10 protein-coding genes and 1 pseudogene are annotated in these 12790 nt (G+C 71.3%); all 11 read right to left on the reverse strand.

What is annotated here, in order from left to right:
* Window positions 1–6 precede the first annotated feature (6 nt).
* Window positions 7–2241 carry a hypothetical protein gene (locus RHOFW104R8_RS14735; protein WP_068095858.1) on the reverse strand — a complete coding sequence of 745 codons (2235 nt, stop codon included), beginning with the start codon at window positions 2239–2241 and terminating at the stop codon, window positions 7–9.
* A complete protein-coding gene (locus RHOFW104R8_RS14740) occupies window positions 2238–5348 on the reverse strand; it encodes a putative baseplate assembly protein (RefSeq protein WP_068095862.1) in 3111 nt (1036 codons plus the stop codon). The genes RHOFW104R8_RS14735 and RHOFW104R8_RS14740 overlap by 4 nt, the downstream gene beginning before the upstream one ends.
* Window positions 5345–8113 carry a putative baseplate assembly protein gene (locus RHOFW104R8_RS14745; RefSeq protein WP_068095864.1) on the reverse strand — a complete coding sequence of 923 codons (2769 nt, stop codon included), beginning with the start codon at window positions 8111–8113 and terminating at the stop codon, window positions 5345–5347. Before RHOFW104R8_RS14745 ends, RHOFW104R8_RS14740 begins: the two co-directional genes overlap by 4 nt.
* Window positions 8110–8469, reverse strand: a complete 360-nt coding sequence (locus tag RHOFW104R8_RS14750; protein ID WP_068095867.1) for a GPW/gp25 family protein — start codon at window positions 8467–8469, stop codon at window positions 8110–8112. Before RHOFW104R8_RS14750 ends, RHOFW104R8_RS14745 begins: the two co-directional genes overlap by 4 nt.
* Window positions 8470–8479: 10 nt before the next feature.
* Entirely contained in the window at window positions 8480–8803 is a 324-nt protein-coding gene (locus tag RHOFW104R8_RS14755; RefSeq protein WP_068095869.1) for a hypothetical protein, read from the reverse strand.
* A gap of 340 nt (window positions 8804–9143) precedes the next feature.
* Window positions 9144–9650: a phage baseplate assembly protein V gene (locus RHOFW104R8_RS14760; RefSeq protein WP_068095871.1), complete on the reverse strand. Its 507-nt coding sequence runs from the start codon at window positions 9648–9650 to the stop codon at window positions 9144–9146.
* Window positions 9647–10783, reverse strand: a complete 1137-nt coding sequence (locus tag RHOFW104R8_RS14765) for a hypothetical protein (protein WP_068095873.1) — start codon at window positions 10781–10783, stop codon at window positions 9647–9649. Before RHOFW104R8_RS14765 ends, RHOFW104R8_RS14760 begins: the two co-directional genes overlap by 4 nt.
* Window positions 10776–11096 (reverse strand): LysM domain-containing protein, encoded by a 321-nt coding sequence (locus RHOFW104R8_RS14770; protein ID WP_068095875.1) that lies wholly within the window; start codon window positions 11094–11096, stop codon window positions 10776–10778. The genes RHOFW104R8_RS14765 and RHOFW104R8_RS14770 overlap by 8 nt, the downstream gene beginning before the upstream one ends.
* Complete coding sequence (locus tag RHOFW104R8_RS14775) at window positions 11096–11752, reverse strand: hypothetical protein (RefSeq protein WP_068095877.1); 657 nt, start codon at window positions 11750–11752, stop codon at window positions 11096–11098. The genes RHOFW104R8_RS14770 and RHOFW104R8_RS14775 overlap by 1 nt, the downstream gene beginning before the upstream one ends.
* A complete protein-coding gene (locus RHOFW104R8_RS14780) occupies window positions 11749–12504 on the reverse strand; it encodes a CHAP domain-containing protein (protein ID WP_235604279.1) in 756 nt (251 codons plus the stop codon). Before RHOFW104R8_RS14780 ends, RHOFW104R8_RS14775 begins: the two co-directional genes overlap by 4 nt.
* A gap of 17 nt (window positions 12505–12521) precedes the next feature.
* Window positions 12522–12790 (reverse strand): annotated as a pseudogene (locus RHOFW104R8_RS14785) (hypothetical protein); the annotation flags it as partial.

The raw sequence follows: 12790 nt of genomic DNA on the forward strand, positions 1-12790 counted from the left end.
GATCTCCTAACTCGCAAAGAGGATGCCGGCGTCCGTGCCCGCCGGTACGTATTCCTGCAGCCGCGCCACGAGGTTCGCTTCGCGCTGCGGTTCGTACAGGTCGTGGTAGACGCCCATCGCCGAACGGTCGGACGCGCCGCGGCGGATCTCGTCGCAGCAGTCGTCGGCCAGACGCAGGTAGTGCGGCACGCCGTAGCGGAGGTGGCGGAACTGCGGCACCACGCGCAGCCGTTCGTGCGCCCGCTGCGCCGGCGCCACTGCGGCCAGCGCCAGGTCGGGCTGGCAGTGGAAACGCCGCGGCGTGCGCGAACCGTCCGCCACGTAGCAGAAGCGCACGCAGCCCTGTTGCCGGCGCAGCACGCGCAGCGGACTGGCGAAGATCGAGTCCTCGGCCAGCGCGATGCCGTGCGCCTGAACCACGCCGATCACCGTGCAGCGGCGGAAGCTGGCCTCGACATGGGCCACCGCCTCGTCCGGCGCGCCCAGTGCCACACGCTCCACGCCGGTGGCGTCGAGGACGCTGTCGCACAGTTCCAGCGGCGGCGGCTCGCCGCGCCGCTCGGAGCTGATCACCGAAATGGCGCCGAGGATGCTGTGCTCGACGCGCAGGGCGGCGCGCGTGCCGTCGAGGGTGACGCTGGGTTCGCCCGGCCGCTTCGGGTCGCAGTCGCAGTGCAGCGCCCAGCCCGGCACCAGGGTGCAATGGCGGATCAGCAGCTCGCACAGGTCGTCGTCCGCGGCGGCCTCGTCGCCCGGCCCGTGCACCTCGATGCCGCGGCCCACGACCAGCAGACCGTCCAGCAGCACGCGGCTGCCGGCGTGGCCGCCGATGCCGAGCGCATCCGGCTGGCTGGCGCGCATGTCGAGCAGGCGCAGCACCGGCCGGGTGCGTTCGGCCGCGCGCAGCTGGATCGCCTCGCCCGCATCAAGCTGCAGTTCGATGCTGCCCTCGTACACGCCGCTCTCGGCCAGCTCGATGACCAGGGCGCGCAACGCCGGCGCGGCCGCCTTCGCCTGCGCCCACGCTGCCAGCGCTTCGGCGATGCTGCCGAAGTGGCCGGCCGGCCAGCTGCCGTTCGCCGCGCGATCCGGCAACGCGGCATGCACCACGTAGCGGGTGGCGCCTTCCAGCTCCGGCGTGACCCGCGCGTACTCGCCGCCGCCGAGGTCCGCAGCGAAACCGTACCGGTAACTCACCCACACGCCGCGCTTCGGCCGCTGGTTGGCCGGAAACATCATGCGGCCGCGTTCGGGATCGAGCGCCATGCGTCCGCGCGGCACCTGGCCACGCCAGCCGGACAGGTCGGCCGGGATCAGCGCCTCGCGCGGCACCGGCACGCCCTGGCCTTTCGCCGGCCAGTCCGGCGCCCACACCTGCGCGCTGAGGCCGTCACCGTAGAGTTCAGCCGACACGCTGGCGTAGTCGGCCAGCGGACCGCGCTCGGCGAAACGCCAGCGGCGCAGCGGCAGCGGCAGGTTGTCCTCGTCGGCGATATGGGTAGGCTCGGGCTCTTCGAGCGGCAGCTGGAACAGCGGCGTGTCGTTGCCCAGCACGCTGAAGCTGAAACACTGCGGGCCGCGTTCCTCGATGCAGTACGCCGGCGTGCAGGTCACTGGATAGCTGCGCAGGCGGCAGGCGAACACGCCCACCGCGGGGATGTTGTGGCGGCCGCGCCGATGCCGGCTGCCCATGCGCCGCACGTCGACGCTGCGCGCGAACGGATCGAACGCGCCGTTGGCCCAGCCGATGCGCTGCAGGCGTCCGGGATCGCGCAGGTCGGCCGTGCCGCCGCGCCGCGGATGCAGGTGGTCGAGATGCTGCATCCAGCCGAGCCGGCGGTAGAACTCCACCGCGCGCGCCGGCCAGCCGGCCGCGTCGCGGGACAGGTCTTCCAGCAGCGACAGCGTGCCCTTGCGCCGGCGCGCGTCGATCGTGTTCGCCACGTCGGCGCGCGGTGCCAGCACGCGGCCGGGGCTGGCGTCGCTGCGACCGTCCTCGCCCAGCGTGGCCGCCTCGGGCAGCAAGGCGTAGCCGAGCAGGTCGCCGATATAGGGCACCACCCAGTCGTCGCAGGTCTCGATGAACCAGTTGTCGTACAGCCGGGCAATGTCCTGCTCCAGCACGTCGGCCTGGCCGGCCAGCACGCGCAGGAAATCGCGCAGCGGCCAGCCCTGCTCCGCATCGCGCATGCGGTAGACCACCGGCAGCAGGTCGTACAGCCGATCCGGGCGCGCAGTCATGATGTGGCCTCCTGCAGCAGCAAGGTGTCGGGAACGTTCGGCGGCAGGTAGGCCAGCTGCGCCGGGCGCAGCATGCCGTTGTCGTCGTAGCGGGCGGGAAGCACCTGCACGCGCGGCGGCACCGCCGCGGTGGCCGTGGCGATGGCGTGAGCCGTCAACGAGGCGGCATCGCCATGCTTGCCGTTGCCGCCGCCGGCGCCGAAGCCGGCCAGCAGGGTCGCTTCGTCGAGGCTGCCGAACGCGTCCACGTCGACCCAGGCCACCCCGCGCACCGCCTGCATGCAGGCGACCAGTTCGCTGAGGTAGACGGCCTGCGCCAGCGCGCGCCGCTCGAAGCCGAACGCATCCAGCAGCGCCGCGCGCAGTGCCGGCTCGACCGATTCCCACGTGACATCCGGCCGCAGCCCCACCTTCGCGCTCACGGTCAGCGCCAGCAGCTCGCGCACGTCCAGGCGCACGGGCAGCGACGGGTCGCCGTAGCGCTGCAGCGCCTGCAGCAGGTTGCGGTAGAGGTCGGAGGTCGGCTCGACCGGCGCATCGGCGGCGCCGGCGATGGTCACCTGCACCCGGTCGCCCAGCTTGATCGCCGCTGCCTTGCCGACGCCGCCGAAGGTGCGCGCGAAGTCGGCGTAGTCCGGTACCGAGACCAGCCGGTCCAGCGCCAGCACCGCCAGCGGCACGTTGCGGCGCGCCTGGTCGCGCGTCTCCGCGTCGGCGCCACCGGAAGCGCGCAGCGGATTGATCACCGCCTTGACGCCCAGCGGCTTGGTCGCCAGCAGGCTGACCTGCTGCGCGCGCACGTTGCCCGGCATGCCGATGCCGTTGCGGTAGGTCGCCACCACGTTCTCCACGCCGGTGGGCAGCCGCGCGCCGTGCGTGCCGTCGCCGAACTGCACGGTGGTCTTGCCGCCGTCGTCGGTGGCTGTGACGAAGTTGCGGTCGGCCGCACCGACGAAGGCGAGGTTGCGCGTCTCGTGCCACCGCATGCCGTTGACGCGCACGGCGAGCGTGCCCTGCACGCCGTCCACGGTGGCGGCGGAAACGTACGTCAGCGGCGACTGCTTCAGCACGAACGCCTGCATCGGCAGTGCGCCATTGCCGCTGCCGAGCACTTCGTTGCGCGTCTCGCCGTGGGTGGCGCGCACCACGTTCGCGTAGACCGACACCGTGTCGCGCCGGTAGGCGTAGGCGAGCCCCGCGTTCGCGAATACCAGTGTGCTGTGCACGGTATCTCCGGGCAGGTTCGCGTCCACGCCCTGCTCCACCGCCGCGATCATCACCAGCTCCGCCGCGTTCACCGCATTGGTGCCGGGCACGTCCGTGCGCTGGCCTGCGACGATCGCCCAGCGGCCGGGCTTGAGGCCGTCGACAGCGCCGTCGAGGGTGAGGTGGGTGGTGTCATCTGCCGTGAGCCGTGGCGACGTGTCGTCGGGCGCGATCTTGCCAACGGTGCCGCCGATGACCAGTTCGGCCAATGTCAGAAGCTCACTCTGGGCATGGACCAGCGTGCCGCGGATATCGGACATCGACGGTGCCTGCCATGTCGTGGACTGGCCGTTGACCACCTTGTCGGCCAAGGCGATCGTGGTGGTCTTGCCGCTGATGCCGTAGTCGGTGCGCGGGGCGGTGTTGACGCGGGCGGCCATCCAGACGCTCGGCACGTTGTCGCCAGGTTTCTGGATGGCCAGATAGCTGCCGGCCTCGATGCCGTCATAGGCGTTGTCCAGCGACACGATGCCGTCGGACTCGTCCTGTGCGGTTTGCTCGGTATAACTCGTCGTGGTGACCGTGGTACCGGCGCTAGAGCCAGGCGCCTGGGTGATGGTGATCGTCTTGGGCGCGTTGTAGCCGAACAGCGGCGCGGCCACGCGCATGGCGTAGACAGCACTCAATGCCGGCGAGGGCCGGCTCTGCGGCACGCTGGTCCAGGCGCGGTAGAAGCTGTCGGCCAGCCGCGGCGCGAAGTTCAGCAGCAATTGCGGTCGCGCGTCGCTGGGTGTGCCCAGCGCCACCGCGACGTTGCGCGCGAGGCGCACGCTGTTCGCGGGTTGCAGCGTGGGCGACAGTGACAGTGCGCGGAAGAGTCCGCCGAAATCGGCACCCTGGGGCGATGCCGCCGATCCATCCAGGATCGTCTGCGCCGCGGTCACAAAGTCGGACTCGGCCTTGACGTTCGCCTCCAGTCCCTCGAACACGCTGTTCATCAACCGGCTGGAGTTGTCCCACCGGGTTCCCTGAACGATGGCGCGGCACATGTTGCCGAGGGCGTCGATCCAGGGCTGTTCCGCGGACTGGCCGGCCAGCGCCGCGAGCGCAGTGCGGGCCGCCGCCAGCAGTTGCACGCTGGTCGTGTCCTGCGGCTGCAGCACCACTTTGGTCCGATTCGTCTGTGTTTGCGCTTCGATTCCGTGCACCGGCCGCACCACGGACCGACCGCTCGCCAGGTCGCCGAACTGGAACAGCAGGCGGTCGTTCGCCTTGAGGTTGCTCGCGGTGCCGGCGAGCCAGATCGTGTCGATCGCGCCGCCGCTGATGCCGTCCCAGGTGATGTCCTGCGGCTGCGTCAGCCGCGGTTGCAGCGCGTTCCACTCGTGGCGCGCGTCCAGCGGCTCGGCGGTCTCGAAGGTCTGCATCTGTTCGCCGGGCGCAGGGATGGATTGCGCACGCGCACCGGCCGGGATCGTCACCGGCGGCGAGTCCTTCTCCACGGTGTAGGCGAGGTAGACGCTGGCGGCCACGCCGGGGCGCAGGCGGTAGTCGACCAGCCGCGCCAGCTCCAGCACCGAGCGCCGCTCGGTGGCCGTGCGCAGGTAGCCTTCGTTGGCGATGCGTTCCTGATAGAAGCTCAGCACGTCGGCGCCGATCGCCCAGGCGTCGAGCAGGGCCATCGCCGGATCGTCCGCCTCGCGCGTGCGCAGCCCGGCCAGCGCCGGCAACGCGGCATCGCTCAAGTCGGCTTGCATGGTGGCGCGGAAGTCGGCGTACGTGCCGACGCGATAGGCCAGGCGATCCAGCCCCGGCCGGTTGTACAACGGCAACGGCGTGCCGGCGATCGCGCCGCGACCGCAGGCGCAGGCATGCTTGCCACAGGCGCTGCAGCAGCTCATCGGCCACCTCCCAGCGTGAACGCGATGCTTCCGTGGTCGGGATGGTCCGGATCGTTGTCGACCTGCGCGATCTCGCGCGCGGCCAGATGCAGCACGCCGTCGGCAGGCACGTCGCCCGGTGCGCCGTCGCCCATGCGCGTCAGGGTGACGATCTCGACATGCGCCACGCCGGCGACCGACTGCGCCTCGGCCAGCAGCGCGCTGGCGAACACCGGCGCGCCCAGGCGCAGGCGGTCCGGATGGAAGAAGCCGGGCGTGCCGTCGCGGCGCAGGCCCGCGCCGAAGCGGTCGCGCAGCTCGGCCTCGACATGGGCGGCAAGGAAGTCCGGCAGCACGCATACGTGCAATTCGATCAGCAACGGCACGTAGCAGGCGCCATGCACCTCGACGTCGTGGCCGAGGCGGCGGTAGCGCATGAGCCCGGCCTTGATGCGATGCGCCAGTCCGGGCGGCAGGCTCTCGCGGCCCAGCGGGTCGACCACCACGTCGGCCGCATACCAGCTGCCGCTCCATGCCAGCGTGGCGGCCGCGCCCTGCAGCTCCGGCGCGCGCGCGGCGAACATCGCGTAGTCGTCCGCCACCACCGCGCGCAGCGGGTTCGCGCGGAACGCGCCGGGCGCGTACAGCTTCGCCTCGGCCACGCTCTCCGGCGCGCTGCCGCCGCCGGCCGGCAGCGGGTTGCGCGGCTGCAGTTCGGCGGACAACGCGCCCGACTTCAACGCCAGCCACACGATGCTGTCGCGGCCCACGTTGCCGGCCGGGCCGTTGCCGATGCGCGAGGCGGCGCGGAAGAAATCGCCGGCCTGCGGCTGCGCGCCCAGCACGCCGTCGCCGAAGCGCAGGTGCGCGGCGCCGTCGTCGTCGATCTCGATCACGAAGTGGCGGTCGTCCGGGCCGCTCTCCAGCAGGTCGTACCGCGGCTCCCACCGCCAGTGCGGGTCCGGTGTGCCGGCCACCAGCACGTCGTCGAGCGCTCCGCCGTAGACGCGCAACTGCGGCAACGCCCGGCGCGGATCGCGCGCCAGCAGCCGGCACACCGGCGCATGCGGCGGCAGCGGTTCGGCCCAGGTCAGCGGCGCGTCCGGCAGCACGTGGCCGGTGTCGGCGGGCGGGCGGCGCACGTCCGGCACCGCGCCGTCGCAGCGGCAGCAGCCGTACTGCGTGCTGCCGGGCACCAGCCAGCAGTCCTCGGCCAGCGCGCCGCAGCGAGTGCAGGCATCCGGCACCGCGGCGAGCGCGGTGGTCAGCCCGGGATAATCGCCGTCGCTGCCGTCGGGCATGCAGATCGCGTCGGACGTGCACTGGCCGCGCACGTGTTCGCCGTGGTCGACCAGCAGCACGTTGCCGCGCGCGAGGCTGATGTCGTGCAGCCACGCGCAATCCGGCGCCGGCGCGCGCACTGACAGGCACAGGTCGAACGGCAAGGCGTCGCAGGGGTCCCACGCAACTTCCAGCAGCAGGGTGCCGTCGAGCGGATCGACGGATGTCCGGACGTCCGTCAGCCGCACCGCATGCCGGTGCGCCGGGTCGGCGTCGGCCGGATTGCCGGTTTGCGGTCCGCGCACCTCCTCGAAGATCAGCAGGTCGCCGGCCGCCAGCTTGAGCGCGCGCTGCGGGGCCGTGGCCGGGGCGATGGCGACCGCGGCGACCTCGCTCGTCGGCGGCGGAGCCGACGGCGTCACCGGCGTGGTCGCCGGGGGCGGCGGCGCATCGAGCAGGGTCGCGCGGGTGCTGCCGCGCGGCAGGCAGCACAGCTCGTCGCCCCAGGTGTGCAATCGGATTGCGCTGTGCGCGGCCACCACGTCGAGGCTGGTCGCGCCATCCAGCGGCATCGGTTCGTAGATCAGCGCACCCTGCGCACGCGCCGCGACGAGTTGGGCTGCGTCGATCACGCCGGGTGGCGGATGGCCCTGCCCGGGCGGCGGCACCAGCAGCAGCAGGTCGTCCAGTGCCAGGCTCAGATCGTTGGCCGACGCCAGCGTGACGAAGGCGCGCGCGTTGCAGCCCTCGTGCATGCGGTAATCCACCAGCCGAGCATGCCGGCGCACCGAGATGCGCCGGCGCGCGGTGCCGAGGTAGGCCTCGGTGGCGACCGCATCCTGGTAGTAGCTGAGGTAGTCGGCGGTGTACGCCAGCGTCTCCACCAGCGCGATGCCGATGTCCGGCACGTGGCGCTCCTGCCATGCCGGCATGTCCAGCGCGAGGCGATCGAGGAACAGCTGGCGGAAGCTGGCGTAGTCCTTCGCGAGGTAATTGATCTCCGGCGCGGGCGGCGGCGGCGACACGCACGGTGCTTCATCCGCGCAGTCCTGCGTCTTTGCGCAGTCCAGGCGGAAGTGCAGCGCGACGCAGGTGTAGCGCGGGTCGAAACCCGGATACGCCAGCCAGCTGGCCGGGTCGTTGCCGGAGGCCGCGTCCACCAGGCACAGGCAGTACGCCGTGTGGTCGCCCTCGCGGTCGAGCACCACGCGCAGGCAGGCGTCGTCGTGCAGCTCCGGTTCCAGCTCGGGATTGACGCTGAGCACGCGCAGGCCGGTGATGCGGTCGCCGCCGCCGATCCGCACGCTGGCCACGCCCAGGCCTTGCGGAATCGCGCCGAACAGGTGCACGCACAGGCTCACGCCGTCGTCGCCCACCTCGACGTAGTCGATGCCGTTGAGCGTGCCGGCCAGCCGCAATTTTTCGCGCCGCGCCGGCACGCCGCAGGACGGCAGCGGCGCGCAACCGATCGTGCCGGGACCCGCATGGGCGTTCGCGCCGTTCATGGCAGGCTCCGCACGAAGCTGTCGCTGCGCGTATCGCCGCTGGCGCGCACGGTGTAGCTCAGTTCGACGCGCAAGGCGGCATCCTCGCTGCTGACTTCGAGCGTGCCGACGTCGATCACGTCGCCAAGCCAGCGCTGCAGCGCCGCCTGCAGGGTGAACTGCAGCGCGGCGGCCAGCTCCGGGCTGTTCGGCGCGAACACCAGCTGCAGCAGGCCGCTGCCGAAGTCCGGCCGGTTCACCCGCTCGCCCGGGCTGGTGAACAGCAGCTGCTCGATCATGTCGCGCACGTGCTCGTCGTCGCCGGTTTCCGCGACGCGGCCGCGCGGGTCGAAATGGAACGGGTAGTCCATGTTCATCGAGGCGTCCTCACATCGCGGTCACACGCGTCTGGCTGGCGACGATCAGCAGCGGCGTGCCGGTCGGCGCGCAGATCGCCTGGCTGTCGAAAAGCAGCAGCGGCTGTCCGTTGGAAGTGATCCGGGTAGCCGCGCTGACGAACTGCGCGCTGACGCACGGTCCGTTCGCCGCCGGTGGCGGCGGCAGCGCGCAGCCGGCGACCAGCCAGGGCGCGGCCATCGTCACCGTGGGCTGGCCGCTCACCGCGACGCGCGGATTCGGTGCGCTGGCCTGTGCCTGGCCGCCGTGCGAACAGAGCACGCTGGCGCCGACATGGATGAGGAAACCCGGCATCGCGCATCTCCTTAGAGCCTGTTCAATGTCTCCGCGTGGCCCGCGCCGGGAGCTGTTTGCGCGCAGGCCAAGGAAGAACGAGGGCACGCGGGGAGGCGCCATGGATGGCGCCGGCTTTGAGGAGCGAGGAGTGGACGTCCGTCCACGACCAAGTGATGACGCAGAGACGCGGGCAAACAGACCCGGCCCCGGAATTTATAGGTGCTGGGGTTGCCCTCGAATGGCCGCCATGCGGCAGCGCGCGGCTTGACCTGCCAGCCAGGCAGGCGCTGCGCCACGCGCCACCACCTGACGGCCATTCGAGGGCAACGCGAGCTACGCGGAGGCATTGAACAGGCTCTCATGTCACGACCAGTGCGCCGTTGTTGACCGTCACCGTCGGACCCGCGAGCACGATGGTGGCGCCCTGGCCGTTGGAGATCGTGATGCCGACCTCGTTGACCATGATCATCGCTCCGGTGACGCTCTTCAGCAGGATGCCGCCGGCCGGACCCGGCACGTCGCTGATCGAGATGGTGTTCTGCAGGCCCGACTGCAGCACCACGCTCGGGCTGGCCGGATTGCCGGCCAGCGCCAGCGCCGGCACTTCCGCCGCCGTGCCCCAGAAGCCGCCGACCCAGACCGGATAATCCGGATCGCCCTGCTCGAATTCGATCCACACGCCCGCGCCGATCTGCGGCACCACGTAGACGCCGCTCTGCTTGCCGGCGACCGGCATGCACGGCATCGCCCAACTCGACGGCAGCAGCCCGGACACGTCCGGCACCATTGCCTGGATGCGGCCCAGCTGCATCGGGTCCACGTTCTGGACCACCGTGCCGCGGTACTTGCCGTAGTACTTGGTCATGGCGGCACCAGCGGCACGGTGGAGACGAGGCCCTTGCGCGACAGCTGGAAGCTCTGCTTGTATTCGCCGCGCTTGATCGTGTGGCGCACCTGGCTGACGTAGTGCAGGCCGTCGAACGCGGGGCCGACGCCGCGCACGCCGACCAGCCGGCGCGGCATCAGCACGCGGCCGTAGCGGGTCACGTCGAGGCTGCCGTTGCCGGTCACGGTATCGGCGGATTTCGCCGCCTCGGCCATGCCCAGCAGCATCGCGCGCACCGGCGAGTACTTCGCGGTCTCCGGCAGCTCGCGGAATTTCTGCGGCGGCGGATCGATCAGGCCCAGCGGCGGGTTGAGCGGGCCGACGTCCGGAATCGGCAACGGCAGCGGCACCTTGGTCTGCGGATTCTGGATGTAGACCACCGGCAGCTGCCGCGCGTTGCCGTCATAGCTGAAGCTGAGGCTCTCGACATTGCTGGCCGCATCCATGTCCGCGTTCAGCGCCGGCTGCGGCACGCCCACCTTGATCTTCGGCCCCCAGTACGCGGTGCTCATGCCGGGCAACGGGCCGGGGTCGAGATAGAACACGTAACCGACCCGCTCGGCCAGCAGCCGGATGTACTCCAGGTCGCTGCCTTGCTGGGTGGGGATGCGCTCGGTCGGGATCGGCACGTCGATCGCGATGCTCGGTATCACCAGCGGCACGATGCCGAGGAACGCGTATTTCGCCAGCAGCAGCGCCACGACCGCCTCGGCCGGCATCGCCGGATACGGCAAGCCCGGCAGGCCGGAGAACTCCAGCTTCTGCATCACCGTGGTGAGATCGTCGCCGGTCACCTGCAAGGTGGTGTGGCGCTGGTCCGCGCCGGGCAGCACCTCGGTCCTGGTCACCACGCCGTCGATCAGCACCTGCGGCATGCCGTTCAAGGTGACCACCACGATCACCCGCAGCAGCGGCACCACGCCGCCGCCGCTGAGCAGGAACAGCGTGTGCAGCGGCGACTGCACGCTCAACGTGAACTGCAGGGTGAACGCGCCGGCCGCCTCGTCCGGCGCGTTCACCTCGATCCGGGTGAGCGCGTCGAGCACGAGCTGCGGCACCGGCACCGGCACCACCGGACCGACCAGCAACGTCAGGTGCACACCCTCAAGCATGCGGCACCCCCGGTATGCCCAGCGGCAAGGTGATGCGCAGCTGCCTGCCGATCGTCCCGGTCAACTCCTCCGGGCGCAGCGCGCGGTTCGCGTCGCACAGCCGCCAGAACTGCTCGGAGTCGCCCAGGTAGCGCGCCGCGATGTTGTCCAGCCGCTCGCCCTGCACCACCCGGTGCCATTGCAGCAGGGCGAAATTCTCCGGCGCCGGCACGAAGCGGCGCCGGAGATACGTCACCGTGCCGCCGTCGGCGCGCTCCAGGCTCGCGGTCGGCGTCAGCGCGTAGCGGCTGGTGGGAGGAAAGATCGCGTTCATCAGGGCACTCCGCTGAGGCCGAGCGCGGACAGCTGGCCGGCGGCGCCGCCGGCCAGGCGCTCCTTCTGCTGCAGGTAGTTCATGAACAGGCTGGCGGCCTTGTGCCCGCCGGGCACGTCGTTCACCGACAGCACGCGCAGGCCCAGGCTGACCTTGGCGCGGATCGGGTTCAGCGCCGTGTCGAACGCCTCCTCGGTGATGCTGAATTCGGTGATGCGCACCGGCAGGATGCGCGACTTGCTCCACACGAACAGCGCCAGCGGCGTCTCCATCGGCACGATTTCCAGCGTGCCGAACTGCGCCATCAGGTCGTTCGCGCGCAGCTGGCCGCTGCTGGGGTAGACCATCGTCTCCAGCGCCGCCAGCTGGGCGAAGATGCCGGACTCGGCGACGACGCCATTCTGCTCGGGGAACTCCATCTGGTCGGTGGCGTCGATCTCCGCCTCCAGCTTCAGCGTCTCCACCGGCGGTCCCTTCAGGCGCAGCACCTCGGAGCGGTCGCCGCCATCGGCGCTCACCGCCTGTACCTGCAGCGAGCGCGTGAGCGAATCGGGGTTGTACTGCAGCGCGATCACCCGCAGCACCGCCGAGCTGCCGGCGTCGATCAGCACGATGCCGCCCTTGAGGATGCGCGGGGAACCGGGGAACGCGCTCATGGCACGTGGCCATAGCCGAGCAGCTTGTCCATCCGGCTCAGCACATAGGAGAAACCCTGCACGCGCGGGCTGCGGTTGCCCTCGATGGTGTAGAGCATGCCGTCCTGCACCGAATGCACCAGGCCGACGTGGCCCAGCCAGCCGGCCAGGCTCACCCGCCACCACACCACGATGTCGCCCGGCTGCGGCACGTAGCCGCTGCCCGGAGCCGACGACCAGCCCTGCTGCTTGAATTCGGCCAGCATGGTGCGCGCGCTCGGCGCATAGGCGAACGGCATCTGCGCCTGCTTGCCGCCACTGCCCTGCAGGTAGCACCAGCTGACGAAGGACGCACACCACGGGTTGCCTTCCGCCAGGCCGGCCGGCGCCAGGTACTTGCGCACGAACGGCCCGCAGTTGTTGCCGCCTTGCTCGCACGCGCCGGCGTCCAGTTCGGCGATGGCCGCAGCCAGCGCTGCACGGCCGAGCGCACTGCCGCCCGCCGCCGGCATCGCGGCATAGTCCACGGCGGTGGGCGTCGCGATCGACGGCTTCGGATTCTGCAGGCTCCACCAGGTCAGCGGGCCGGCCACGCCGTCCACCACCAGCGGCTGGCCGTGCTGGTCGAGGTTCTGCGCCTGGAACGCGCGCACCGCCTGCCAGGTCTTCGTGTCGAACGCGCCGTCCGCGCCGGCCGCGTAGCCGCGCTGCGCCAGCAGCTGCTGCAGCTGGCTGACTTGCGGGCCCTGGTCGCCCTTGTGCAAGGTATCCATCGCCGTCGCTCCGTCGGTCATGGGTTGCTGCCCACCTTGGCTGCGTGCAGCACGGCGGCACTGATCTTGATGTTCGGGTCGATCCGGCGGGCCGCCTCCACGTTCGCCTGCGCCTGCTGCGGCTGGCCGAGCACCACGTAGGCCTTGGCCAGTGCGGCGTGCGAGGCCGCCGGCAGCGGCGCGGCGGTACTCTGCAGCTGGCTGGCGATGGCGGCGATCTCGCGCTCCCTGCCGGTGGGTGCGGCGGGTGGCGGCGCGGCCGAGGCGGTGCCTGCCGCCGTAGGCG

Source organism: Rhodanobacter sp. FW104-R8 (genome assembly GCF_001617365.1).
Taxonomy (GTDB): Bacteria; Pseudomonadota; Gammaproteobacteria; order Xanthomonadales; family Rhodanobacteraceae; genus Rhodanobacter.

Bases quoted from the DNA above. Each gene is read 5' to 3' on its own strand.
- RHOFW104R8_RS14780 (WP_235604279.1), bottom strand. From the start codon at position 12,504: ATGGATACCTTGCACAAGGGCGACCAGGGCCCGCAAGTCAGCCAGCTG.
- RHOFW104R8_RS14770 (WP_068095875.1), bottom strand. From the start codon at position 11,096: ATGAACGCGATCTTTCCTCCCACCAGCCGCTACGCGCTGACGCCGACC.
- RHOFW104R8_RS14755 (WP_068095869.1), bottom strand. From the start codon at position 8,803: ATGCCGGGTTTCCTCATCCATGTCGGCGCCAGCGTGCTCTGTTCGCAC.
- RHOFW104R8_RS14740 (WP_068095862.1), bottom strand. From the start codon at position 5,348: ATGAGCTGCTGCAGCGCCTGTGGCAAGCATGCCTGCGCCTGCGGTCGC.
- RHOFW104R8_RS14765 (WP_068095873.1), bottom strand. From the start codon at position 10,783: ATGCTTGAGGGTGTGCACCTGACGTTGCTGGTCGGTCCGGTGGTGCCG.
- RHOFW104R8_RS14735 (WP_068095858.1), bottom strand. From the start codon at position 2,241: ATGACTGCGCGCCCGGATCGGCTGTACGACCTGCTGCCGGTGGTCTAC.
- RHOFW104R8_RS14760 (WP_068095871.1), bottom strand. From the start codon at position 9,650: ATGACCAAGTACTACGGCAAGTACCGCGGCACGGTGGTCCAGAACGTG.
- RHOFW104R8_RS14750 (WP_068095867.1), bottom strand. From the start codon at position 8,469: ATGAACATGGACTACCCGTTCCATTTCGACCCGCGCGGCCGCGTCGCG.
- RHOFW104R8_RS14745 (WP_068095864.1), bottom strand. From the start codon at position 8,113: ATGAACGGCGCGAACGCCCATGCGGGTCCCGGCACGATCGGTTGCGCG.
- RHOFW104R8_RS14775 (WP_068095877.1), bottom strand. From the start codon at position 11,752: ATGAGCGCGTTCCCCGGTTCCCCGCGCATCCTCAAGGGCGGCATCGTG.